At 46.2% G+C, this 26,319-nt stretch carries 25 protein-coding genes; all 25 read right to left on the bottom strand.

The features are described 5' to 3' along the window. Positions 1-17: 17 nt before the first annotated feature. The 25 genes from NE623_RS07520 to ppdK all read right to left on the bottom strand — a co-directional run bounded on the left by NE623_RS07520 (position 18) and on the right by ppdK (position 26,101). Positions 18-1,187 (bottom strand): Gfo/Idh/MocA family protein, encoded by a 1,170-nt coding sequence (locus NE623_RS07520; RefSeq protein ID WP_256271417.1) that lies wholly within the window; start codon positions 1,185-1,187, stop codon positions 18-20. 519 nt (positions 1,188-1,706) lie between these two features. Continuing rightward, positions 1,707-2,084, bottom strand: coding sequence for a hypothetical protein (locus NE623_RS07515; RefSeq protein ID WP_256271416.1), 378 nt, complete (start codon positions 2,082-2,084; stop codon positions 1,707-1,709). Between the two features lie 100 nt (positions 2,085-2,184). Further along, on the bottom strand, positions 2,185-2,970 hold the full coding sequence (locus NE623_RS07510) for a sulfatase-like hydrolase/transferase (RefSeq protein WP_256271415.1): 786 nt from the start codon (positions 2,968-2,970) through the stop codon (positions 2,185-2,187). A gap of 99 nt (positions 2,971-3,069) precedes the next feature. Further along, entirely contained in the window at positions 3,070-3,816 is a 747-nt protein-coding gene (locus NE623_RS07505; RefSeq protein WP_256271414.1) for a hypothetical protein, read from the bottom strand. Continuing rightward, a complete protein-coding gene (locus NE623_RS07500; protein WP_256271413.1) occupies positions 3,813-4,352 on the bottom strand; it encodes a hypothetical protein in 540 nt (179 codons plus the stop codon). The genes NE623_RS07505 and NE623_RS07500 overlap by 4 nt, the downstream gene beginning before the upstream one ends. Positions 4,353-4,690: 338 nt before the next feature. Beyond that, positions 4,691-4,900 carry a hypothetical protein gene (locus NE623_RS07495; protein WP_223474049.1) on the bottom strand — a complete coding sequence of 70 codons (210 nt, stop codon included), beginning with the start codon at positions 4,898-4,900 and terminating at the stop codon, positions 4,691-4,693. 163 nt (positions 4,901-5,063) lie between these two features. After that, on the bottom strand, positions 5,064-5,528 hold the full coding sequence (locus NE623_RS07490) for a VanZ family protein (protein ID WP_256271412.1): 465 nt from the start codon (positions 5,526-5,528) through the stop codon (positions 5,064-5,066). Further along, on the bottom strand, positions 5,525-6,910 hold the full coding sequence (glmM, locus tag NE623_RS07485) for a phosphoglucosamine mutase (RefSeq protein ID WP_256271411.1): 1,386 nt from the start codon (positions 6,908-6,910) through the stop codon (positions 5,525-5,527). The genes NE623_RS07490 and glmM overlap by 4 nt, the downstream gene beginning before the upstream one ends. 3 nt (positions 6,911-6,913) lie before the next feature. Further along, on the bottom strand, positions 6,914-7,882 hold the full coding sequence (locus NE623_RS07480; RefSeq protein ID WP_173765357.1) for a glycosyltransferase family 2 protein: 969 nt from the start codon (positions 7,880-7,882) through the stop codon (positions 6,914-6,916). Between the two features lie 58 nt (positions 7,883-7,940). After that, positions 7,941-9,191, bottom strand: a complete 1,251-nt coding sequence (locus tag NE623_RS07475) for a Coenzyme F420 hydrogenase/dehydrogenase, beta subunit C-terminal domain (protein ID WP_256276143.1) — start codon at positions 9,189-9,191, stop codon at positions 7,941-7,943. 1 nt (position 9,192) lies between these two features. Continuing rightward, complete coding sequence (locus tag NE623_RS07470) at positions 9,193-10,599, bottom strand: oligosaccharide flippase family protein (protein WP_256271409.1); 1,407 nt, start codon at positions 10,597-10,599, stop codon at positions 9,193-9,195. Positions 10,600-10,926: 327 nt separating this feature from the next. Continuing rightward, positions 10,927-12,033: a polysaccharide pyruvyl transferase family protein gene (locus tag NE623_RS07465; RefSeq protein WP_173765363.1), complete on the bottom strand. Its 1,107-nt coding sequence runs from the start codon at positions 12,031-12,033 to the stop codon at positions 10,927-10,929. Beyond that, a complete protein-coding gene (locus NE623_RS14885; protein ID WP_370866715.1) occupies positions 12,020-12,259 on the bottom strand; it encodes a DUF1919 domain-containing protein in 240 nt (79 codons plus the stop codon). Before NE623_RS14885 ends, NE623_RS07465 begins: the two co-directional genes overlap by 14 nt. Next, positions 12,201-12,653: a DUF1919 domain-containing protein gene (locus NE623_RS07460; RefSeq protein ID WP_256271408.1), complete on the bottom strand. Its 453-nt coding sequence runs from the start codon at positions 12,651-12,653 to the stop codon at positions 12,201-12,203. Before NE623_RS07460 ends, NE623_RS14885 begins: the two co-directional genes overlap by 59 nt. A gap of 10 nt (positions 12,654-12,663) precedes the next feature. After that, positions 12,664-13,623: a glycosyltransferase gene (locus NE623_RS07455; protein ID WP_173765369.1), complete on the bottom strand. Its 960-nt coding sequence runs from the start codon at positions 13,621-13,623 to the stop codon at positions 12,664-12,666. A 15-nt stretch (positions 13,624-13,638) separates the two neighbouring features. Beyond that, on the bottom strand, positions 13,639-14,622 hold the full coding sequence (locus tag NE623_RS07450) for an EpsG family protein (protein ID WP_256276144.1): 984 nt from the start codon (positions 14,620-14,622) through the stop codon (positions 13,639-13,641). Between the two features lie 116 nt (positions 14,623-14,738). Next, entirely contained in the window at positions 14,739-15,872 is a 1,134-nt protein-coding gene (locus NE623_RS07445; protein WP_173765373.1) for a glycosyltransferase, read from the bottom strand. Between the two features lie 19 nt (positions 15,873-15,891). Then, on the bottom strand, positions 15,892-16,989 hold the full coding sequence (gene wecB / locus NE623_RS07440; protein WP_256271406.1) for a non-hydrolyzing UDP-N-acetylglucosamine 2-epimerase: 1,098 nt from the start codon (positions 16,987-16,989) through the stop codon (positions 15,892-15,894). 74 nt (positions 16,990-17,063) lie between these two features. Further along, positions 17,064-18,284 (bottom strand): nucleotide sugar dehydrogenase, encoded by a 1,221-nt coding sequence (locus NE623_RS07435; protein ID WP_256271405.1) that lies wholly within the window; start codon positions 18,282-18,284, stop codon positions 17,064-17,066. A gap of 17 nt (positions 18,285-18,301) precedes the next feature. Further along, on the bottom strand, positions 18,302-19,510 hold the full coding sequence (locus NE623_RS07430; RefSeq protein ID WP_256276142.1) for a glycosyltransferase family 4 protein: 1,209 nt from the start codon (positions 19,508-19,510) through the stop codon (positions 18,302-18,304). 635 nt (positions 19,511-20,145) lie between these two features. Then, positions 20,146-21,504 (bottom strand): sugar transferase, encoded by a 1,359-nt coding sequence (locus NE623_RS07425; protein WP_256271403.1) that lies wholly within the window; start codon positions 21,502-21,504, stop codon positions 20,146-20,148. A gap of 16 nt (positions 21,505-21,520) precedes the next feature. Then, on the bottom strand, positions 21,521-21,655 hold the full coding sequence (locus tag NE623_RS07420; protein ID WP_256271402.1) for a hypothetical protein: 135 nt from the start codon (positions 21,653-21,655) through the stop codon (positions 21,521-21,523). Between the two features lie 595 nt (positions 21,656-22,250). Next, the gene (locus tag NE623_RS07415; protein ID WP_256271401.1) at positions 22,251-22,763 is read right to left on the bottom strand and encodes a ParA family protein; all 513 of its coding nucleotides are present in this window, start codon (positions 22,761-22,763) and stop codon (positions 22,251-22,253) included. 11 nt (positions 22,764-22,774) lie between these two features. Continuing rightward, the gene (locus NE623_RS07410; protein ID WP_256271400.1) at positions 22,775-23,152 is read right to left on the bottom strand and encodes a hypothetical protein; all 378 of its coding nucleotides are present in this window, start codon (positions 23,150-23,152) and stop codon (positions 22,775-22,777) included. A 282-nt stretch (positions 23,153-23,434) separates the two neighbouring features. Next, positions 23,435-26,101, bottom strand: a complete 2,667-nt coding sequence (gene ppdK / locus NE623_RS07405) for a pyruvate, phosphate dikinase (protein WP_256271399.1) — start codon at positions 26,099-26,101, stop codon at positions 23,435-23,437. Between the last annotated feature and the right edge of the window lie 218 nt (positions 26,102-26,319).

The following is a 26,319-nucleotide window of genomic DNA, read 5'->3' as shown; positions in this document are numbered from 1 at the left end:
CTTTTCTCCTTTTCTATTTATCCCCGGTTGGAATCTGGCTGTGAAAGCATACACCGGGTTTTGAAACAAGTAATAAAGCGGTCATGCAGCCCCTTGACTGCGTGGAAGGTATCATCATCCTCGCGGATGTCCTCCACCTCGTCCTGCGGTAGCACGGTGATGGGCAGCTTTGCGATTTTCTCCACTGCCTCCAGATGCGGAATCGCGCATTGTACCGTACACACCGGGTGTGTCCCCTGCCGCACGGCGTCAATGGCATCGTAGAACTTCTGTAAACGCTCACCCTTGGGAATCTGACCGTAGTCAATGCGGGTGCCGTCATCACCTATATAAATGTATTCGGCCACGGGCCCCTGCCCGAAATCCTTGCCAAAATAGACGGTACCCCTTTCAAAGCGATATTCCGCCGTGGGGCCGAGCTTTTTGTCCTCTATTGCATGGGCTGTACCGTACCAGAGTGGCACACCCGAGACGGTTTTCGCCTGCACGGTGATAATATCGAAGTTTTCCACACTGCGGTTGCCCTTGTACGGCTCTGCCTGTACCTCGGCCAGCTCCGCGGCGCGTTCCATCTGGTCGCCCAGCAGGAAGGTCATAACCTGGAACTGGTGGGCGCAGGCGTTGTTGAAGGGGCTGTCATTCACGGCGCAGCCCTTCACCTCAATGCGTCCTGCCCAGCCGTTGCGGGCGTAGTATTTATCGCCGCGCCGCATCGCGTGCAGTGCCTTCATATATACCGGCTTGCCGAACCGGCCATCGAGAATATCTTTTTTAAGTGCCAGCACATCGCGGGAGTAGTTGAGCTGGTACCCGACCGAGATGAACTTGCCGGTTTTCTCTGCCAGCTGCTCCAGCTTGCGTGCGCCCTCCACCGAGGTGCAGACCGGCTTTTCCGTCAACACGTTGGAGCCGTGCGTCAGGCAGGTGACAATTTGTGCATAATGCAGATGAATCGGCGTGGAGATTACTGCTAAGTCCGCGGTGTGTTCCTGATAGAACTCCTCCGGCGTCTTATAAATCGGAATGTTCTGTTCATGAATGATGGGATATAAGTCTGCCGCGTTGGGAACGACCTCGCAGATTCCCTCAATTTTAATGCCCGGAATCTCGCGCTCACTGACTTCTTTGATATAGTTGCTGCCGTATCCGCAGATACCCATCAGCAAAATCTTTACAGGCTGCTCCATTGCTGCCATCCTCCATCGTGACACTGCCCATTGGCTGGGCGTTTCTCACTGCACCCTCATTGTACCGCCACATTTTTGCCGTGTAAACAGACAGCTTCTTTTCTATGTGACAATTTATGTCACATAGAAAATTTGTTGTTGCTCCGTACCATTTTACGTGTCATTTTTTGTAACCTTTAATTTCGGCGTCATTTTCCGGGCATTTTCCCGGTTAATTTTTCTCACCGCCCGCCCGCAATTTTGGCCGCCTCTCCCCTGCCGTTTTTCATTTTTTGACACCTTCAGCACCGCAGCAATTTTTGTCACGTGTCATTTATATTGTCATCTGCAGTATTTTTTCACGCAATTTCACACAAAAAAGCACCCTGCCCACCACAGGCAAGGTGCCGAAAGCATAAATTTAAATGTACTGCGCGGCTTCCCCGTTAATAGGGGCCTGTGTTTGGCACCGCAGAATGCTGCACAGGCCCCTTATTATTCAGGCGGCGGAGCGGTTGTTCTGCGATAGTCTGGTTGCTTTTACACAGAAAACGCTTCGCAGAATTTCTCCCGGCGCAGAAAATAACGTTCAAACATTTCGGGTCGCGGGGCAGCTTTCATCAACTGGTGCGCCAGCACGCAGGCAGCGGGCAGCATTTCATTGCCCGGTGGCAAGAGCAGTACAAAGCCGGTTGCCAGACGGTCGCAGGGCAATGCGAAGCCACTGCAGCCACAGGGGTTAGCAACTTTTACAAAAGCCTTGCTCGGTGTTCCCGCTACAATCTGCGGCGCACAGCCTGCAAACGAACGAGGGATGGTTTCATCGGCCGAAAAAACATCAATCGGGCCTTCCAGAGAAAGATACAGACGGTGCGGGTTCTCTCGTATGAGCTGCTGCAGCTGACGTGAGAGTGCCACTCTGTCATGCGCTGCTTATCTATCGCCATTGTGTTCTCCTTCAAAAAAAGGCAGGGGTCTGCTCCCCTGCCCGGCTATACTTCTTTTTTCAGCGCAAGCCTTACCGTAGCAGCGGCAAAAAGCTCCTGCCGTTCTGCGGCGCAGGGGCGTGGAAGTAGTCTGCTGCCGTTGCGCCGACATCCGACAGCGTTGCTCTCTCACCAATACACTGCGGCTTCTTGTGTGACCCTGCAATCAGCAGCGGCACCTTTTCCCGCGTATGGTGCGGATGCCCAATCGTCGGGTCATTGCCGTGGTCGGCCATAACAACCATAATATCATCCGGCTTCAGTGCTGCACGAATCTTGCCGATTACTTCATCTGCCACCCGCAGCTTGTGTGCATACTCTGCAACGTTTTCTCCATGTCCGGCAAGATCTGTTTCCTGCACGTTCGTGCAGATAAAACAGCTTTCGCATGGATTTTTCTTCAAGGCAGTGACGGCTCGGTAGTGGCGTTGCCGCTCTGCCCCGGCACTGATATTCTCTGCTTCAGCGTCTTCCGGGAAGTACACGCCTTTCTCATATGGCAGATAAGAGGTCACAGAGGGACGGGACAGATGCAGAGCAATCATGGTAGAGGACACGGCGGTCTTATAGTCCTGCGTGGTGCGGAAGGACTGGAACGTCTGCTGCACGGCATCGGCGATGTCTGACTGGTAGACTCCCGCCGTGATGAGGAGCTTGCGTACCTTAATGGGGTTCAAGGAGAGATCTTCGGCTATGGCTTGCAAGCTCATGTTGTTCTTGTAGAGAGCCACGGTAGCATCCATCAGGTCAGTCAGATTCTTCTCCGCACTGTACTCCGGCTTAACTAGCTTACGAACGGAGCTTTGTGTCTTAGCCACGGGATATTCCTCCTTTCTATTTTCGTCACAAACTATATAACGAATTCTAAAAATAGCCGTGTGAACTTCTAGAGTTCCGTGTCCACACGGCTAGTATGCTTACTTCAGCCTGGCTCTGTTCAACTTATCGTCATCAATTTCACGCCCAGATTCATTGACATAATGCCATTTTGCGATCTCAATGTTTAAATTTTCAATATCTTTCTTAACTTCAGTATCGGCCATATATTTGCTCATTTCTTTGTTTAGAAACTCATTGATTTTCCTCGCAAAATCAATATAATTGTTTACTCTGTAGGTGTCAATCAGCTCCGCTTTCTTTGATGACACATACAAATCACGATGTGAGTATATTTCCCCAAATAAGTCTGTGGATTTTGTCAGATGATGGATAACTTCAAAAAAATAAAAATCCCTAACATACGGCTTATCTGCTAAAGAATACTTCCCCATATAACTCTCGCAAATCAAAAGACCGTCACAGGCTATATTATCAAAACTATCAATCATTTCCTGTTTTGCTTCGTCAACAATATACTCTTCTCTGCCGGATTCCTTTCTTCGAATTCTTCGGAAACGAGCTATTTTATTGACTACACATGAAATAATGAAAAATAGTATAATCAGTCCAGCAATATACATAATCTTAAGTATGTTCTCTGTGCATTTTAGGTTATCACCAAACAAAGACACAATAAATATATCTACTAGACTTGCGGTAAAGTAGCCCAATAACTCTCCATGGTTATCTTGAATGCTACTTTCTATCTTCTGTAAATCTCTGTTCAAGTAATACCTAAACAGCTCTAGATTTTTATGACTGTTTGGATCAAAATCATTACTCATGAATTATCTCCCACTTTAATGGTAATATCTTTCAATTCATCAGCTAAGTCAAGCACTTTTTGTCTTACACCTTTGCGTGCCGCTTTGATTGCCTCAAACTGGTCTGGGATCAATATCTCTCTATATACAGTGCTGTTACACTTTTTCAAAAAAGAACTTACGTATTCCTCCTGCTCCGTCTCACGTAACTTGTTGATTATCTTTTTTATAATCGCAGCAGTTGTGTACGGAATTTTAAACCAATACCCGTTCCCATGTTTTACCTTTTTCCGTAGGATTTTCACTTGTCGTTTAGAAATTCCCAATGCATCAGATATATACACCACTCCTTTATGGTAATCGCTGTTTTTTGATTCTTTGTCTCCATACAGCCTACCAATAAGAGATAATGCTACAGCATAATTTAAATTGTAGTATTTGTATTTCATCCACCCACAGCCAAAATAATGTGGGCCAAAAGCCATAATATCATCAAAATCCAATTTAGATGCTTCTGCTAGAATAACGTTCTGTTCATTATCAGTATATCCAGCCATTTTAAGTTTATTCCTCGCCTTTCTATTGTATTCTGAAAAATAACACGACAAGATTCAATATAATATACCAGCTTTACTTCGACCGTTGTGAACAACATCTCGTGTGGTCAAAATTCGACAATGCCGAGGAAAAATTCATCGAATGGAATGGCATAGAGCCAGAGGACGATGAAGATGAGGGGGATGACAGCTATAGTGGACTACTAAGCTATCCCCCTGGCCAGCCATGCTCCCACAGCCGCCACCCCCGAAATGTTAAAAATAAATTTCAATCTCTCCAGAACAGGTCTCTCATGTAGAAATTCTCCTAAACATCGTCCATGCAGCTATCGTAGCGGTTAGCGTTCATCCCTCTTGGCACGCCCTAAATCCGTAATTTTATAAACAGGCTCCCCAAGATCATTTTTCCTGACTTCAAAAATATACTTATTTTCGATGCATTTATCAATCAATTCTTCTGAAAAGTTCTTTGACATCAAAAATGACCGACTTGCCGATCCACCTCCAGCAGAAACCATCAAGAGAATCGAATAATAATTATTAGTCATGATGCTACCCTCTCAAAATTAAACAATACCGGCTCTGCATCTTAGCCACAATCACTTGTGTTGCCTGCCGCTCACCGCGTAGAGGTGTGCAAAGTTTCGAGCAGCAAAGCTGTGAGGTGCAAATCCTCACAGCCCAATATTTCTGAAAATTTCCGATTTTATATTACTCTTTTGCAAGTCGTTTTGCAATACACAAGCCAGCTAAAGTTCCCAGCGTGTTGAACAACACATCGTTGACATCTGCCATTCCACGTCCGGTCAAGTACTGTAGTGCTTCGCAGAACACGGACAATGCGAATCCAATAGCGACTATCTTCTTGCCTTTCCGCTTCCACTGCCAGCTTGTTGTTCCATATGGCATATAGAGGATCAGGTTTAGCAAGTTGCCCGCCCATACGCCCGCATTCGGCCACAGCTTCAAATGAAGGCAGACACTCTCGTTGTACCCCAGCGCACGGCGCAACAGCGTGATATTGAGGATCAGAAAGACACAGTATACCGGCGGGAGGCTGGGATGCTCTTTGCGGTTGTGCCATGCAATCGTACCCAACAGTGCCAAGAGGATGATTTCCGAGAGCGACAAGTTTGCAGATATGGCGTAGTGGATCTGGCTCAGTAGTTCTCTCAAACTCCGTAACCCCGGCTCTTGATGGTCTCCACAACTTCATCTACATATTTCTGGCAGGTGTCGTGGTCAGGAGCTTCCACCATAACGCGGACAACCGGCTCCGTGCCGGACTCACGCACGAGAATACGACCAGTGTCGCCCAGTGCCTCTGCCACTTTATTCACATCCACCTGCACAGCCTCATCAGCCTGTGCGGCCTTCTTGTCGGTCACACGGACATTTTCCAGAACCTGCGGGTAGATCTTCAGCGGCTCAGCCAGCTTGCTCATGGGGACCTTCTTTGCCAGCATGACCTCCATCATCTTCAGGCTGGTCAGGATACCATCACCGGTGCTGGCGTACTTGGAGAAGATGATATGACCACTCTGCTCGCCACCAATACGGCAGCCATTCTTGGCCATGTACTCATAGACGTACTTGTCACCCACTGCGGTCTTGGCGTAGCCGATGCCCTTCTCATCAAAGGCCTTATACAGGCCAAAGTTGGACATGACCGTGGTAACGACGGTATTGGTCAGCAGCTTGCCACGCTCCTTCATGTAGCAGCCGTAGATGTACAGAATATGGTCGCCAGTGATGACATTGCCCTTTTCATCCACACACAGGCAACGATCAGCATCGCCATCATAGGCAAAACCGATGTCCAGCCCCTTCTCTACCACGAACTTCTGCAGACCCTCGATGTGGGTAGAGCCAGCGTTGTTGTTGATATTCGTACCGTTCGGCTTGTTGTTGATGACATAGGTATCTGCGCCCAGAGCATCGAACACAGACTTAGCGATGTTCCAGGAACTACCGTTGGCGCAGTCCAGACCAACCTTGACGCCCTTGAAGGAGTAGACGCCCAGAGAGATCAGGTAGCCCATGTAGCGGTTGCGGCCGGACACATAGTCCACTGTGCAGCCGATATGCTCCCGGTGGGCAAAGGGAAGCTCCGGCCAGTCCTTATCGAATACATGAAGCTTTCCGTCAATGTAATCCTCGACTAACAGCAAGATTTCCTCCGGCATCTTCTCGCCATAGCAGTCGATCAGCTTGATGCCGTTATCGTAGTAGGGATTATGGCTGGCAGAGATCATGATGCCGCAGTCGAAGTCATCCACACGGGCGATATAGGCCACGGACGGGGTGGTGGTGACGTGCAGCAGGTAGGCGTCTGCGCCGGAGGCGGTCAGACCTGCGACCAGGCTGTACTCAAACATATAGGAGCTGCGGCGGGTGTCCTTGCCAATGACGATACGAGCAGGCTCGTGGTCGTTGTTGCGCTCCCGGATCATATTGTAATACCAGCCGAGGAAGCGCCCCACCTTATAGGCATGGTCAGCGGTCAAAGTGATTCCAGCTTCACCACGGAAGCCATCGGTCCCAAAATATTTTCCCATTATTTAATTTCCTTTTCTCTTGGCTTTATTTTTACAACGCATTGACATAACTCCTGGAATTATTGCCCATGCAATATATATTAACTTTTTTTTCAAAGAAATTGGAACTTTTAAGCTAATCCAAAGTTGCTTTCTTAGATTACGAACGCAGGAATCATACAATTCCTGATATTCCTTTTCCATATTGCTATTCAAAAGTCCCCATGCAATCGTTAAATTGAATGCTCGCCTATGATAGTTCCATGCATCCAATATTGCCGGATTGGATTTTTTCCAATGCTCTTTTTGAATTTCCAGCGACTTGATTCCGCAGAGATTACTATTAACATTGAATTTTCTCATTGCCGAATTAGGATTGCTCACCTGATGATAAACACACTTTTCACCTACAGCAACCCTATCAACAAATTGAAGGCAGTCAATGTTAAACAACATCCCTTCACCATACCAAATCTTTTCATCAAAGAGAATATCGTTATCTCTCAGGAATGACATTTTATAAATTTTATTCCACACAGCAACAAAAATATCGCCCAAATATATCCATTCAATCGCTTTTTCAGCTTCCACAACATATTCTTTATCGCTAGAGTTCATGCTGTAATCTGAATAGTTATTTTTGTTCATGCCGATTTCACAATTATTTTTTTCAACGAGTTCTAATAAATATGAAATATAATTTGGCTCAACCCAATCATCTCCATCAATAAATGTCACATATTCACCCGTTGCAATTTTCAGTCCCGCATTTCTTGCGGATGAAACGCCGCCATTTTCTTTATGTATGCAGATTATTCTACTATCTCTCTTTGCGAGTTCATCAATGATTTGGGCTGAGTTATCTGGGGAACCATCATTGACCAGAATGATTTCCACATCTTTGTAGTCCTGATTCATAACAGATTCCACGGTCTTCAAAATAAATTTTTCTACATTATATACCGGTATAATAACGCTCACTCTTTTTTTCATGTCATACCTCTTTCTTTATAACGAATAGATTTGCGGGCTATAAACTCCTAACAAATTGTCAGATTTGATATTTAAGCCGTACAAATTTTAGATTATGAAGAACGAGGCCATTTGTAGCGAAGTTATATGAAGCTAATTTCCATTTAGTAATTTCAATTATCCAATTATATTCATACCAGTAATTATTTAATAGTTGCTTTGCCCCCCCCCGCACATATTTTGCTTTATGCAACAGAGTCTTTACAGTATCTTTTAAATACCTTTCCGGATAACATTTTCTTACAGCGTTTTTAAATGTGCATCCTTTGTTCAGTTCCCTAAAAAATGCTTCTCGTTGCTGTGGTTTTTGAGATGGATGTTGTAACTGGTGGTTGTGTTCGATTGCTCTTTTCAATTCAACATCTTTAAGAACTAAATCCGACTGCTCTATAAGTTTCTTTCCCTTCTCGCTTTGACACAGTATCAAGGAAACACCTTTATCCTGAATTTTCTTTTCTAGTTCACTTCCCCATGAATCCCCAAGTGTGATGTCTCCTGCTCTACCAAGTTGCGCATAATTACATTGATAACAATTTTCTGTATACGATGTCGAATTCAAAAACGTCATCAAATAATTATCTGTTACTGTCGGAACAGCAAATTGCTTTCCATTTTGTTCTAGCTTAAAACTATTTTTTACTCGAAATTTTATCCTTTCAATATCTACCAGCTTAATATCATAGTCATCCAAAAATTTCTCCAGAATTTTAGGAGAAGGCGTTCCGTGACAAATCAAATCAATCGTATATAAATTATGATGATTTTTAGTATAATGTTTCGCAGCAGCAACCTGACATGGCAAACCAACAAAAAGAATCTTTTCCCCATCTTTAAGCCGCTCTAACACTTTTTTATAGATTCCCCCCGGGTTACTTTTCACATACTTTGAGCCAAGAAACTTGCCCACTTCTCCTTCTGTTTCAGCAAAGTCAAACTCAAATCGGCCCGAATGGAAAGTACAGCTACAAACAACGCCTCCGTTTCTAATAAAAGCGCGCTCTATTGCTGTCGCAAGTCCTCCAGACGATGATTCTTCTCGGATGTTCTCGTCTGCGGCCCATCCTTGATTCCAACAAATCGGCTTTACCAGCATTAGTTCGTGATTATTTTGACACGCTTTATGGCAAGCATTGCAATTAATGCATTTTTCCAAATCAATTATTGCATTATATTCTATCATCGAATCAACGACCTGTATTGCGCCTTTAGGACAAATATCAATGCATTCCATACACCCTGTGCATTTTCCTTTTTCACACACCGTAATCATATCATTGTTTCCCTTTTAATTTCAGCAATTTTTTTAACATCGGAGACCAAACATCCGAAAACGAATATATCGCAATCAGCATCAAAGCACATTGGAGCGTGAGCCCAAACAAATTGTCTACAAACATTAGGCATGCCGACAGAATCAGAATTGCGCTTCCAACTATAAATTCTTTATTTTTTATATTATATCGAATATATTTTCGTGTATGGAAGAGCCTAAACACAAATACAAGCATATAGCTAATACATGTGGCAATTGCCGCCCCATAAACACCAATCAACGGAATCAATGCTAAATTCATTACGATATTAAATATCGCGCCAAACATACCGGAAAAAAGATATCCAAAGCTATCCTTATGAACTGTGTAACTGGTTGCCATAAATGTGGCCAATGTCAAATACACACATCCAACTGTTAGAAAAGGTGTATATTTCCAAGCGACATAATACTCCTTTGCAACATATATACTCAGGAAAGGTTTCATAAAAGTAATCAGTCCGATGCCAATTAACATAACAATTCCGATTAATGTTCTAAAGATTTTGTTGTTATACTCATTTTCATCTTCTGTTCCTTCTTCCCGAATTGCAGAATAACTCCACGCCTGGTTAAAAATTGTTGTGAGCGTAGACACCAATGTTGGAAGTTTATATGAAACCGCATAGATGCCGTTAGCAGCAATTCCAACCATACTGGACACCATAACACGATCAGATGAATTCATAATCCACCACATAAACGAATTGGGGATTAGAACAATCGAATATCTGATCATTCGTTGCAGCAGTTTTTTATCAACTCCCGAAAAGGAAAATGATCGGTATCCTTTTCCCATTATTAAGGCATATGTTGCCGTAAGGATATTCGCAATAATGTATGCGTTTAAATATCCCTCAATTCCGCCCTTAAACACCACGAGGAACAATATATTCAGTGCTGCAATAAAGAAAGTGTGGAGAACATTTCCAATTGAATAATAGACAAGCAATTCCTTTCCGCGCAAATCACATAAATAAAGTTGGCTCGCCGCTAAAGAAATCACATAAAAATACACAAATACCGAATACTGTGAAATTCTGTTAAATGAATGACATATCGGAAAAATCACCAACCCAACAACCATTCCTATCAACAGAAGATTTGTCCCTATTTGTGTGATTTTATCCTTGTTTGCATCCTTATCAAGCGCAAACCGCATAACCGATTCACAGATGTTCAACGTAAGAACTGGAGCCGCAACTGTTCCAACTGTTGCAATCAAATCAACTACACCGTATTCTGTTGTTGTAAGGGCATTTGTATATAGTGGAATCAGGAAAAAAGAAATCAACTTTGATCCCAGATTCCCCAATGTAAAAATCATTGTGTTTTTTATCAAATAACTATTTCTGCTATTCCCCATGACTAGCCAATTTCTCCCGAATTATCAATGTTGTTTCATCAAATGCCTTGATGCCTTTTGGCTTTCTTTCTTTGCATAAATTTTCTCTCCACGAGTAGTATAATATTGGAAACGGTACCAGCAATCTTAAACACTTACGGAGAAAAAATCTGGATCACCAAGGACAGTGCACATGCAAACCTTTAACCTGCCTCACAATCCGGCTCGTTTCGTCAGGTCTAATTGAAAATGTCCATCAACACATAACCCCAATGCACAGCCATTTCATTTTATGTATTGCGTATATAAAAGTGAAAATTTGCTTGATTCGTCTGTTCAAAACGCCACTCATAGATTTTCTTTTAAATATTCCAAAGACTTTTTTCTTTCTGAACTTAAGATTTCGTCAATCTTCACCTTATCTAAATTTTTATCCAGGACAGCACCCAACTCCGAAATTTCTGTAACCACATGGTCTTTGATTTGCAGGCGTCTCGTCAAATCCCCAAGTTTGTTTCGGTTGCTTTCCCGAATTATAATTGCCAATCGCTTTCCAAATTTTGCACCAAAAAGAGCCCCATGAAAGGTATCTGTAATAATGCATTCCGCCTCCTGAAACGCTCGTAAAAGTTCAAATGGCTTTAGGGGCTTGTTCAAAGGAATCCATTCCTGCTCACCAAACGGGGCAATCATCTTTAAATTTCGCTTATCGCAATAATCTCTTATTGCTCGTATTTCTTCGGGTGAGCTAATTCGGTTGCTATATGCGTAGATGATACAATATCTTGCAGGCAGTTTATACTCCAACTTTGCCTGAGCAATCTCTGCTGTAAAATCACCAACTGCAACAGGATCCAAGTTGTATACAAACTCTTTCGAGGAAAGGTTCTGAATAAAATGGGCTGTATTTGTATCCCGAACCGAGATGGCTGAAAGTTTTCCAAGTGCTTCAGAAATCGCTTTTTTCAATTCTTCCGAAAGCATTTCTACCCTTGTAAAACCACAACTCGCCGCATAAGTTATAACATTATCGGCATTTTGTACATTGCCAAAAAGCTGCTGTGAAAATCCCCACTCAACTTTCTGCAAACAGTTAAAAACCTCATCGCTTCCAATCACACAGTCATCATATTGTGTATCCGCATCAGATGTGTTCAACTCAGTAGAATTTCGGAACTCAGAAAAGATTTTTTTCATCCGAGTTTGTACAACTTTGCCTCTGATGCGCGCCACAAGTTTTTTGCAAGAATGTTGCTTCTGATTTTTACGTGCCGCATTTCTCGCAACATCCCTTTCTGCACACTGTAAGTTCAGTTTTTCATTTTTGCCCTTCTCGATGTCAGCAAAAAAGACTTCAAATCCAAGACTTTCAATCATCTTTTTCAACGAGTATGCCTGCAACACAGATCCGTAATTGTCAACCTGTTGCATCGATATTATTTCAACTTTTTTCATGTTTTTCCTCTTCTAGACAATTTATAAAATTGACATAATCAAATTGATCGATGCAGCGTTTTCCTGTGATGGAAATCGTCCTATATAGATTCTTTCTGCTTGCATCGTAGTTTTTCAAATAGACAGCACTCATTATGCCTTCCACCGGCTCCGGCACAAATACGACCTTATGCGCATAGGGCAAGGCGTCGAACCGCTTCAGCAGCTTGTACCCCCCCCCCCGCATAATTGGAGAGCATAACACCCATGTTGTTTTTGTCGATACGCTGTTTTCGCTCGTTCCATTTCTCAATAGCTTCGGCAAAGCTCTTATAGTGCATGAAGTAAACCTTTATCCCAAGAGCACCAACGCCGACCGGGTAGTCCTTCCCGCTGTCCTTCACTTCCTGAATGGGCGTGTCGATAAATTCGTCAAAATTCTCGAGTGCCTTCACGAAATCCTCCGGCGTCAGGAACAGATTGATGAATGGGCTCCGGAACTGCAGCCCCAGCCAATGATAAATAAATCCGCCTGCGCAGTTGCTACAAATCAAAGTCGGCGTTGTATTGTTCAGCCGCTCTCGATTTTTTGCATTGATTTTGTCATGCAGGAAGTTCAAGACTCTCTTCTGAATCCCCATAGAAAACACCTCACAATACAATTCCAAACAATCTATATGCCAGTTTAACATCCAGCATGGCCACACGTGTGAGTGCCTTTCCCTTCTTTGACACCGGTGCGTTCAGATACGATTTTCCATAGTTCCGGTAAAGCTGTTGGAATTCGTCCAGCACCGCTTTATTTTTATATCCCGCTTTTGCCATCAGCATCAGGCATTGGTTGCAGGCATAGACAATGCCAGTCTCCGCCTCTTTTTGCAGGCTGGGATAATGCGCAAAAACAAAGGCAAGCTGCTCTTTTTTTCCCTGTATGCTGTCCAACCGCTTCTCCGAAAATCCGCTTGTCGTGATACTGTTTGGGCTTTTCCGATAAAGATAGCCCACTTGGGTAGTCGCTACAATACGGGATGCCTTATCTACTACTTTATAGGTCGTAAAGACATCTTCATGGTATTTCCCGACCGGGTAGCTGACATCGTCAAACAGCTCACGCCGGTAGACTTTTGCCCATGCAGTCGTACCGATTTCAGAGCCGAGCAGAAACTTCTGCATCTGCTGTATCGGGTCATCATAGACATTGACCTTTGCGATATCATCAGGCAAAGGGACCTCTGCCCACTGCGCATCTGCTTCACAGCGCACATTAGAAAATGCGATAAAATCAGCTTGATAATGTTCTGCCAGCTCCAATGCCGTGCTGATAAAGCCCGGAGCAAGCATGTCGTCACTGTCAACAAAGGTGATAAAATCGCCTTTTGCAGCTTCGATTCCGGTGTTCCGTGCCGCCGACAGCCCAGCGTTTTCCTGATGGATGACCTTCACACAGCTGTATTCTGCTGCATACCGGTCACACAGTGTGCCACTGTTATCCGTAGAGCCATCGTCTATCAGAATGACTTCCATATCGCTGATGTTCTGTGCCAAAATGGACCTCATACAGTCAGCCAGATATTTTGACACATTATAAACAGGGACAACAACGCTAACCATATTTATCCATCTCCTTTATGCCCAGAAAGGCAAATATGCATATTGTGCCGTTGAAGCTGCTTTCAAAAATAGAACTATCATTCCTGCAACTACTCCCGTTGTATATATACTTTTTGTTGCTCCACTCCAAAGCCCACAGGATTTGGAAAATAATAATATAAGGAATGGTTGAAAAAGCATTGACAAACGCTGTGCGCCATCAAACGACAATCCTATAATATTAATGCTGACATAACACAGTGAAAAAAGCATGACTTCAAAATCTATGTGATGCTCCTTTTTACTCCAATCCAATCGGAACGCAGAGAGTAAAATAATTGCAAGCACAATAACCCAAACAATAACAATACCGTTTGCCTCATTGATTTTCCATCGTCCATTACCATATCGCACTGCATAAATGGGAAACCATCGAAGAATAATTGGAAGAAATGCGGCTCCGACAACTCCAACCACCATCATTACTATGGTACTGATGATAATAGACTTTCTTCCCGCTGGTATTTTTTCGAAGATAACCGCCAAAAAAAAGACACAACAAGATACATGAAATGTGCAAGCGAGAAGCACGCCAATGACAAATCTTTTCCAATTTCCTTTTTTTAATTCTACCCACGCAATGCAGCAAAGACTAACACCAATTCCCTGCCGCAAAACATTAATTGAGAGAAGATATGAACCAACAGCCAAAAACGAAAAGACCGAAACAATCACGTTACTTTCTATATAAGTGCTTACTAATTTGTAGATACCGTATACAAAAATACCAGCGCACAACGCTATGAAGAGTTGCGTAGGTACCATTAAATCACCACAAATTTTTTCAAGGATCATAAAACCCTTTTCTGTGGTGAAGAAATGATGATTCCATTCACCTTTAATGAGGCCTCCCCAACTCAGTTCCTGAACCGCCTCATAATATTTTATATAACTGACAGTATCTACTCCAACCGTTTTATTTCGCAAGGCAGACAACAGAAAAACAGCCAAAAATGACATCGCCACAAAGAAATTCGATCCTTCGCTTTTTACATTTCCAACAGTATATAATACTGTTCCTTTTTTTGTTACACACCAAAGTAACAATATATAAACAATAAGAATTATGTACGCACTCATACTGGTGTTTTAGCACCTTTCTGTTTTTTTGCGTTATGGAAATAAATCTTTTCGATTTTCTCAAAGCACTGATTCAACTCATACGTCTCGCAGACAAACTCCCGTCCGGCCTGTCCAAGCTCATGCCGCCTATCTGCATCCATATACATTTCATACATAGCCTGTGCCAGCTCCTGCGGGTGCTTGCGCGAAACCACAACGCTGGTTTTTCCCGGCACAGTTGCTTCCATCAGTCCTGGAATATCACTAATAATAACAGGCGTACAGCACGCCTGCGCCTCAACCGCCGAAACGCCAAACGACTCCGACTCCGACTCCGACGGGATTATACCACAATCCATGCACGCCCACGCAAGAGCCGCTTGTTCCTGCGGAATGAATCCCAGCCAATTTGTGATATTCTCGATTCCAAGCTCTTTTGCAAGGGCTTTATATTCGTTTTCCTGCGGTCCCTTTCCTGCGATTCGGAGCTGCACCGGCACTTCCGGGTGCTGTTTTTTCAGCAGTGCAGTTGCCCGGAGCAGTGTTGCAATGCCATATTTATCCGAAAGCGATTTCACCGTACCGATAACATAATCTCGACCGTTCTTGGTGTTGACGGTATCATACTTTTTCCCCGGTGTCTTGTCCGGTGAAAAAAGCTCGCAGTCCACGCCAAACGGTGTAATAGCAAAAGGCTTTCGGGTATACTGAGATGCTTCTTTTGCCATTGCCTTACTTGTGGAGAGGAGATAAGCTGCTTTGTTCAGGCTGAACTGAAGCATCATCCGGTGAAGGATACTCTTCTTGGGAAAATCGTATATATCCGATCCCCATACAGACAAATAATAAGGCGGAAGATTCGCCAATGCGGCAACTGTTCCATAGCTGGTTGCATAGTGTGCATTGATCACATCCGGTTTTATTTCATTTACGTTTTCGTGAACTTTTCTTGCCTGAAACAGATATTTGAGTTTTTGCGCGTCACTTCCGCGTACTCCTGCACCACTGTTGATGTAGTGAACGGTGCAGCCCTCTATTTCACCTTCTGTAAAAGAGATCACATCGATTTGATGCCCACGATTCCGGAACCAGTGGCACCATTTTTGGGTGTGATAATTATTTGCAGGTGCAATAAAACATATTTTCATGGGTTTGATTCCTCAGTTTTTACAGAGTCCGAACCAGCACATCTGCAATTCTCTCACACGCATGACCGTCGCCATACGGGTTGCTTGCTTTGCTCATTGCATCATACTCTTCTTTGTCGGAAAGCAGACGACTGAATTCGTTATAAATGGTTTTTTCTTCGGTGCCGACCAGTTTCAAGGTTCCCGCTGCAATGCCTTCTGGACGTTCCGTCGTGTCACGCATAACGAGAACCGGCTTGCCGAGAGACGGCGCCTCCTCCTGAATTCCACCAGAGTCAGTGAGAATCAGGTAACTACGGCTCAGGAAGTTATGGAAATCCAAAACATCCAGTGGTTCGATAATGTGGATGCGGTCATCGCCACCAAGGAACTCATCTGCAATTTCACGCACAACCGGGTTCATGTGGATTGGATAAACTGCCTTCACATCCGGATGCTCGTCCATTACACGGCGGATTGCCTTGAACATATGACGCATCGGCTCTCCAAGGTTTTCGCGGCGATGTGCAGTAATCATAATCAGACGGCTACCCTTTGCCCATTCCAGCTCAGGGTGAGAGTAGCTCTCACGCACAGTGGTTTTCAGCGCATCAATTGCCGTATTACCGGTAACATAGATGCTATCCGGATTTTTGCCTTCCTTCAGCAGATTCTGTTTAGAAAGTTCAGTGGGGGCAAAGTTAAACTTGCTGATGATGGAAACAGCCTGACGGTTGAATTCTTCCGGGTACGGGCTATAAATATTGTAAGTACGCAGACCAGCCTCAACGTGACCAACAGGAATCTGCAAATAGAAGCAGGCCAACGCAGTCACAAAAGTCGTAGAAGTGTCGCCGTGAACCAGAACGACATCAGGTTTTTCTTTTTCCAAAACTTCCTTGATGCGATTCAAAATATTGGTAGTTACATCGAACAGAGTCTGCTTGTCCTTCATAATAGACAGATCGTAGTCAGGCGTGACATCAAAGGCTTCAAGAACCATATCAAGCATTTGGCGGTGCTGTCCTGTCACACATACCACGGTCTGCAGTTCTTTCCGCTTCTTCAGCTCATTGACAAGCGGGCACATTTTGATTGCTTCCGGTCTGGTACCGAAAACGAGCATTACTTTTTTCATAATATATAGTCTCCAAAAGAAAAGGCTGTGCAGAATTTGATCTGCCCTTTCTGCACAGCACTTCTCATCATATTTTAAATGTGATACACGCCCGGCAGATCAATGATATTATGGCAATCCAGGACTACCTTGCCAGACAGCTTGTCCACATTCTCGCGGATTTCGGTGTGCTTAACCATGACGACAACCATATCAACATCTGCAAGGAAAGTGTCTAGATCATGATACTGATTCTTGACCACATCCTTTGTAATAAACGGGTCGTAAACCTTCAAACCGGTTGCCAAATGGCGTTCCTGGCTCTCCAGCAACTGCAGCGTGGGGGACTCACGCATATCATCCACATTCTCTTTGTAGGTCAAGCCATAGAGACCAACGCGGCTCACATCCGTAAGACCCTTTTCCTTCATGATCTCATAGATACGGTTCAGCACGAAGTCCGGCATACCGTCATTGGTCTTCATGGACTCGTCAATGACCTTCGCCAAGGACGGATAATCGCCGACGAGGAACCAGGGGTCAACGCTGATGCAGTGACCGCCAACACCGGGACCCGGCTGCAGGATATTTACGCGAGGATGCATATTGCAAATCTTGATGATCTCATAGACATCCATATTGTCGTGACGGCAGATTTTTGCCAGCTCGTTTGCAAAGGCGATGTTAACTGCACGGAAGGTGTTCTCAACGACCTTGGTCATCTCTGCAGTACGGATATCCGTCACAACGATCTCGCCCTGGCAGAAGGAAGAATACAGGGTCTTGACCTTTTCGCCGATGGCCTTATCATCAGCGCCAATTGTGCGGTTATTGTGTAGCAGCTCGTAAACCATGTTGCCGGGGATGATACGCTCCGGAGCGTGGACAAGGTTAATATCCTCACCGATGGTGAAGCCGTTCTCTTCAATTACCGGGCGGACATACTTATCAATGGTTCCCGGAGAAACAGTGGACTCAACAACCACAGTTGCCCCCTTCGGGCAGACACGCATAACGTCCTTAACAGCCTCTACAACGTAGCAGGCATCAACCTTCTTGCTGAACTTGTCATACGGAGTAGGAACAGACACGATGTAAGTATCGGTGACCTGGTATTCGGTGGTGAACTTGATTCCAGCATTCAGAGCATTCTGGAACAGTTCATCCAGTCCTTTTTCCTTAAAGGTAGTCTTGCCAGCATTCAAAGTAGCGACAAGCTCCTTATTGTAGTCAGTACCAATCACTTCCACACCGTGGGAAGCCATCATCAAAGCAGTAGGCAGACCAATGTAGCCCAAGCCGATTACATTAACCATTTTTCTTTCCTCCGTCTTTACTTCAGCAGTCCATGCAGCTGTTTTTCAAAAGCAACCGCGATTTGTTGCCGCGAATATTTCTCATGCATCAATTTTCTTGCTTCAGTGCGATGCTCACTGTATTTAGAATAGTTCTCGACCATTTCATCGAAAACTGCCGCAAGCTGTTCCGTGTGATCCGGAGAGACGCATCTTCCCATCTCCGATTCATTCACAATGTCGCAAGAATCTCCCTCTGCGACAAGCAATACCGGGCAGCCAATTCCAAGTGCCTCATACACTTTTGTCGGAATGCTGTCCTTCATGTTAGAGTTCTTCAAAGGAATAAAGCTCATTTTTGCATAGGACAGAAGTGTGAACACCTTCTCATGCGGAAGCACTCCGCAGAAACGGACATTATCAAGCCCGCGCTCCTTTGCCTGCTGCTCCAGCACATCCTTTTCTGCGCCTTTGCCAAAGAGCAAGAACTGGACTTCCTTATGCTTTGATTGCTCTGCCATATCCAGCAGTGCTCCTAAGCCCTGCGCTAAGCCAATATTACCAACATAAACGCAGGTAAACTTCTTATCGAGTTCATATTGAGCAATCAAATCATTATCAATGGTACTGTTCTCAACACTCTCGTCAAAACCATTGCCGACAAGTTTCACCTTGTCCACATGAGCCTCTCCACCCTTAGCACCGCCAACTGAAATCACATGACCTTTGATTTTTTCAACCTTGCCAGGGGAAACGGTAGTCACCCAATCCGCATGCTTGTACATGAAGCGAGTAATCGTTCTGAACACTTTGCAATAGATGCTACCCTCTGTAAAGCTGCCCATTTCAAGTGCCACATCCGGCCAGATATCGCGCACATCATATACCAGTTTTGCACCCTTACACTTTGCGATAATCCATCCGGGAATGCTTACTAGTGGAGGTGGCGAAGTCGTGATAACCACATCTACCTTGCCCGCCTTCATAGCAGTAAAAATGGATGTGATGCCAAAACTGAGGTTATTAAGCATTCGCATTACTGTTGTTTTCTTTTTCATGCGAATTGCCGGAGAATAGAGAATTTTCTCTCTTCGTGGCTCAATTTTTCCATTTCCCTTATTCGTGGAACTTGCTATCACCACAACCTCATCGCCTTGGTCGATGAAGGCATCGGCCATGGTGCGCATTCTATACGAACACGCCTGAGCTGTGGGATAGTATTCATCTGTGTGAATCAAAATCCTCATATATGTACTTACAACCTCTTCTTTTCTGTCTTCCTCAAATAAACTTGTGCGCTTCACGCGCGTGTTATGTAGACTGCGGTGTGTACACCACAACTGCTATTGGCCTATGGCTATGTGTACACATCGCCTCTATCGGTGATTTCAACCCCTTTGTTATGGAAAGACCTTTGTTTATACCTGATGTCACATTCTCGAAAAAGTGCCGTAATATCAACATTTTTCAGCGTTTTCTGCGTTTATATCATCTCTGTGGACTCTGGCATAAACTCAACCTACTGTAACAATCATCTGTGAGCCTTATTTCCGGCTCATAGACCCGCAACAGTAACCGCTTCGTTTATGCCTGACTCCACAGAACCTCAAAATATGCCGTAGAATCAATACTTTTCTACATTTTTCTCATCTTTTCCGCTTCGGTAGACTCTGGTATAAACATCTCTTTACCGTAGCGTCTTTATGAGCAGCACATTCTTGTCTTCAAGACCGATTTCAGTCTCAGATGATGTTCTCATCGTCCTGCGAGACCCGCAGAATGATATTGTCATCGAAAGCCCTATGTTTATTCCTGATGTCACATCAGGCGGATTTCTGCTTGATTTTTGTCTATATCGCTATAAAACCATGCTATATATCCATCACTTTTTGCCACTCATAGCAGTGGTCTGCCCTTCGCTGACGCCCTCTGTGGACTCTGGCATAAACAGAATCTTCACCGTCGCAAACATGATCTTGAGATCCTCGACAATGCTGGGATGCGCTATGTACATCAAGTCCATGACCAGCTTGTCGTAGGGGGTCGTGTTGTACTTGCCGTAAATTTGCGCGTAGCCGGTCAGACCCGCCTTTGCCTGTAAGCGCAGGGAAAACTCCGGCATTTCCTCGCAGTACTGGGCGGCAATTTCGGGACGTTCGGGGCGGGGACCGACAATGCTCAATTCACCCTTAAGTATATTGAGAAGTTGTGGCAGCTCATCAATGCGGCAAGCGCGAATCACTCTGCCAACAGGTGTGATGCGGTCGTCGTGTTCACCGCTGGACAAACGAGCTACACCGTCCTTTTCCGCGTCTACTCGCATACTGCGGAATTTCAAAATGCCAAACTCTTTGCCATCCTTGGTCAAGCGAATCTGCTTATAAAACACCGGTCCGTGATCGGTTACTTTGATGGCAATCGCCGTGACAAGGAAGATTGGGCTGAGAACGACCAATGCGACAGCCGAAATCACAATGTCCAGCAGACGCTTAATGAACAAATACTCCGGCTGCGGATGGTAACGGCCTACCTTCAGCATCGGCAGGTGGAACATATGCATCGGATACGCGCCGGACATAATGGTGTCGCCAATGCGGGGGATAACAAAGATTCCGATATTGTTTTCCACGCAATATTTCAGAATCACATTGCGGTCATGGCTATGGATACCGCTCATAAATACCGTGCTGACGCCGTCTAGCATGGCAAGGTTCGCAATGCATTCATCTGCCGTGGCGGTAAGCACAACCTTGTACTTAGTGTCCAGCCCATACTTGCCAATCAGTTTTTCCATACCATGGCGGGTGTCGTAAATTACAGCCGTTGCCTGCGGCGGGAAAATCTTAAAATACGCATGGTGCGCGTTATATGCCCAGACAGCCGCCAAAACCACCTGCCCGATCAGCGCCGCAACGCCCGGTAAGATGTTGGGCAAATGCTTGCTCAGCAGCCAAATCACGATATACATAATGAAATCGCTGACCGCTGCCGCCAAGAACTGCGCGTAGACAATCTCGGAAATGCGCTGCATGGACATCAAAAAGGCATCGTATACGCGCCCAAAGATAACGAACAGCACAAAGAACAGTGCCACCACCAGATAATCGCCCTTTGCGTAAAATGGCGATGCAATGTGCTTTGCATAGTACAAATACCAGCACAGCGCAAACGGAACGGTCATCAAAACCGCATCCATGATTTTTATGATCCGCAAAATCAAATCGTGCTTAAACCTTGTCATGATTTCTCCTTAAACCTTACCCTACTTTTTCTGCCGGTTCCTCGTCCAGCAGTTTCCGCAATTTATCTATCTGTTCCGCATTCAGTTTTGGTGACTGCCTGCGCAGCAGCACCTTTTGCTCATACAGCCAGCGCCCCAGCCAGATACCCATGTTCCTGCAAATATCCATGCGCCAGTTCGTACCGATGCTGCCGCTTGGCAGACCTTTGCATTGCGCTCAAACAGCTGCACATCCATGGCGCCCTCCCTCCTCTTTTTAGTCGGCAGGGTATCCGCCATTTCGGTAATGGAGGATACCTCTAAGCTCAAATTTGCTATGACAGTTAATAGTATAATACCACAACAGTCGACAATTTTCAACGCATCCTGTCGCATTAATTTCTACTGCAACTGTTTTTCGGCATATTGCCCCAGACACACCACTTTGCTGTTGGTTTAGTTGTCAGTCATTGTATGCGGTTGGGGTACGTACCGCCCATTGGAGGTTTGAAAAGAAATCAAAATTTATTATGGCAAGACGCGGAGATACTATTTGAGCACCCCCTTCACAATGCGGCGGTAAATTCAGAAATATGGATAATGAAGAAGCCCACCGGATCACCCTTCCCTGCTGCTAAGAATCTCAGCAAGCTGAAAGGTGACCAAGTGAGCCACCTTGTATTTGAGCCTGATTCGAGTTGTCCTCTGCACCGCTGCATTACTGATCAGAACGAAAGCAGATCACTGGCTGTTGGAAGTAAAAAATCTCAGAAACGAAAAAAGCCCACACAGGTGCAACCGCCATTGGAGGGAGCAGCCTGCATGGGCTGTGATTGAGTGTGTTTTTCCCGGTCTGCCGCCACAAGGGAGGCCACCGTAATGATTCCCAGCGAGGGCATACAATCGATCAAGCAGTAATCGTATTTGTTTTGAAACGGCTCCAAAGCCTGCTCCATAATGCGCTCGTGCGCCATCACATTGACGAGCCTGACTTCCATATCGGACAAACCGATGTCAGATGGGATAAAATCCACTTCTTCCTCATGGTGAATCACCACATCCGGGGCAGATTCATCGGTAATGGCGGATTCCATCAAATCGTTGAGCGTTGCGCCGTTGTCGGTTCCCGTATATCCAAGGTAACTGCTCAAATCGCCCTGCGGATCGGCGTCCACCAAAAGTACCTTGTAGCCCATGGCGGCCAGTGAAGTGCCGAGGTTTACGGTCGTGGTAGTTTTTCCTACGCCGCCTTTCTGGTTTGCTACTGCGATTGTTTTCATCTGTTCCTCCTTTAGGCTGTGACGGCCTCGCAGTTTTTGTCCGCTTTGGGCAGTTCAAACTCACGCGGTTTCTGCTGCTTTGCAAACACAGCTATTTTTGCCATCTGAGAAGAAACAGGGACGGGCGTCAGCTCATTGAGAAAGCGGACGGCGGAAACAAAATCCACGCGCTCCACATTCGTCATGTAATCCAGCGCACTTCTTCCTCCGATATTCTGCGAGAACCAGTGAAACAGATCCTTGCTCGGCGTAATCACAAGGCTGCCGTGTGTTTTGGTGCAGTATTCATCGTCTGTTTTTCGGACAAACTCACCGGGGTGGCAGGTGGTCAGATACTGCATAATCGTGACGCTGCGGGCATTTTCGATGTTCTTCTGATACTTACCCATAGGGCTACCTCCAAATTTGTAATAAAAAAAGCACCTTGGCCCGATACAGGTAAGGTGCAAAGGATACGAATATTCTCTTTTTCAGCTGGCTTTTATCACTTCAGCTGGCTGAAAGGGGGTGTGGGGGGAAACAAACGCAATAGCTTGCTCCGAAAAATGATACACTTTCCCCCTTAGCATATCAATTTTGTGCTAAAAACAAGAAGCGCACCACCTTTTTACGGGTGATGCGCTTCATTTTAGCTATTTATCGGAGCGTTTTGTGCATATTCTGCAACAATCTTACGCTCTGGGATTTTTAATGGCAGCCTGTGCGGCAGCAAGGCGGGCGATGGGAACACGGAAGGGAGAGCAGCTGACATAGTCCAGACCAACATTGTGGCAGAACTCAACGCTGGAGGGGTCGCCGCCGTGCTCGCCGCAGATACCCAGACCCAGGTTCGGGTTGGTGGCGCGGCCGTCAGCAGCAGCCATCTTGACCAGCTTGCCAACGCCGATCTGATCCAGATGCTGGAACGGATCGCTCTCGTAAATCTTGTTGTCATAGTAGGCAGTCAGGAACTTGGCGGCATCGTCACGGCTGAAGCCGAAGGTCATCTGGGTCAGGTCGTTGGTGCCGAAGCTGAAGAAGTCAGCTTCCTTGGCAATCTCGCCTGCGGTCAGAGCGGCACGCGGAATCTCAATCATGGTGCCGACCTCGTACTTCATGTCAACGCCGGCAGCAGCAATCAGAGCATCAGCAGTCTTGACGATGACGTCCTTGACGAACTTCAGCTCCTTGACCTCGCCAACCAGAGGAACCATGATGTGCGGGGTAATCATCTTACCAGTCTCAGCAGAAACCTTCAGAGCTGCCTTAATAACAGCGTTGGTCTGCATCTCGGCAATCTCGGGATAGGTGACAGCCAGACGGCAGCCACGGTGGCCCATCATGGGGTTGAACTCATGCAGGCTGACAACAACGTTGTTCAGCTCCTCGGTGGTCATACCCATATCCTTGGCCAGAGCAGCGATGTCCTCTGCCTTGGTGGGCAGGAACTCATGCAGCGGCGGATCCAGATAACGGATGGTCATCGGACGCTCGCCCATGATGCGGTACATAGCGGTGAAGTCTGCCTCCTGGAACGGCTCAACCTTAGCCAGAGCAGTCTTGCGCTCCTCAACGGTGCGGGCGCAAATCATCTCGCGGACAGCAGCAATGCGATCCTCAGCGAAGAACATATGCTCGGTACGGCACAGGCCAATGCCCTCAGCGCCCATATCGACGGCGTTCTGCGCGTCACGCGGGTTGTCGGCGTTGGTCATGACCTTCATCTGGCGGTTGGCATCAGCCCAGCCCATGAAGCGCTTGAAGTTTGCGTTCTCGGTGGAAGCAACGGTAGCGATCTGGCCCTCGTAGATGTTGCCGGTGGAGCCGTCGATGCTCATCCAGTCACCCTCGTGGAAGGTGTGGCCGTTGATGGTGATAACCTTGGCATCGTAGTCAATGGCAACATCGTTGTCATTGCCGCAGCCGGAGACGCAGCAGGTACCCATGCCGCGGGCGACAACAGCAGCGTGGCTGGTCATACCGCCGCGGACGGTCAGGATGCCCTGAGAAACCTGCATACCGACGATATCCTCGGGAGAGGTCTCCAGACGAACCAGAACAACCTTCTTCCAAGCCTCGTCCTTGACCTTCTCCTCTGCATCCTCAGCGGAGAAGACAACGCGGCCGCAGGCAGATCCCGGAGAAGCGGCCAGGCCCTTGCCGATAGCCTCGGCAGCCTTCAGGGCAGCAGCGTCAAACTGCGGGTGCAGCAGGGTGTCCAGCTGCTTGGGCTCAACGCGCAGAACAGCGGTCTTTTCATCAATAACGCCCTCATCGACGAGGTCGCAGGCAATCTGCAGCGCAGCCTGAGCGGTACGCTTGCCGTTACGGGTCTGCAGCATGAAGAGCTTGCCATCCTCGATGGTGAACTCCATGTCCTGCATATCCTTGTAGTAATTCTCGAGGCGGGTAGCAATCTCGACGAACTGGTCATAGACCTCGGGCATCTCCTCATGCAGCTTGCTGATGGGAGAAGGAGTACGGATACCAGCAACAACGTCCTCGCCCTGAGCATTGATCAGGTACTCGCCCATCAGCTTCTTCTCGCCGGTGGCGGGGTTGCGGGTGAAGGCAACGCCGGTGCCGGAACGCATACCGGAGTTACCGAAGGCCATCTGCTGCACGTTGACGGCAGTGCCCCACTCGTAAGGAATCTCGTTCATCTTACGATAGACATTGGCGCGGGGGTTGTCCCAGGAACGGAAAACGGCCTTGACAGCGCCAATCAGCTGCTCCTTGGGATCCTGCGGGAACTCCTCGCCCTGCTTCTCCAGATAGATAGCCTTGAACTCCTTGACGAGTTCCTTCAGGTCATTGGCATCCAGCTCAACGTCCTGCTTGACGCCCTTGCGCTCCTTCATAGCGTCGATGCGCTCCTCGAAGAAGCTCTTGCCCAGCTCCATGACAACATCAGAGTACATCTGGATGAAGCGGCGGTAGCAGTCATAGGCAAAGCGGGGGTTGTCGGTCTTTTTGGCCAGACCCTCAACAGCCTGATCGTTCAGGCCGAGGTTCAGGATGGTGTCCATCATACCGGGCATGGACTGGCGTGCGCCGGAACGGACGGAGACCAGCAGCGGGTTCTCGATGGAGCCGAAGGTCTTACCGGTCTGCTCCTCAAGGATGCCCATGTATTTGAAGATGTCCGCTTTAATCTCATCGTTGATTTCGCGGTTGTCAGCGTAGTACTGGGTGCAGGCCTCGGTGGTGATGGTGAAGCCCTGCGGAACCGGCATACCGGCGTGGGTCATCTCGGCCAGGCCGGCGCCCTTACCACCCAGAATGTTCTTCATGGTGGTCTGGTCGCCGCCGAAGGCGTCATGGCCCTCTTTGAACAGGTACAAGAATTTCTTGCTCATAGTTACCTCCCAAATTGGTGACGTGTTTGCATCACATAAATCATGTTTGCATAGTCCATTATAACAGACTGAAAAGCAGATTTCCAGTAGATTGTTAAAAAAATGCTCAATAGTTTCGTCGAAAAGTTGCCAAACTTTTTTGGTATATCTATTGCAATTTGCACAAAAATCGTGTAAACTATAATGGGTGGGAAGTTTGAAATATTTTTCAAATCGTT

This window comes from Gemmiger formicilis, from assembly GCF_024462815.1.
Taxonomy (GTDB): domain Bacteria; phylum Bacillota; class Clostridia; order Oscillospirales; family Ruminococcaceae; genus Gemmiger.
Note: the sequence above shows the minus strand (reverse complement) of the source record. Positions and strands in the feature narration are given on the sequence as shown.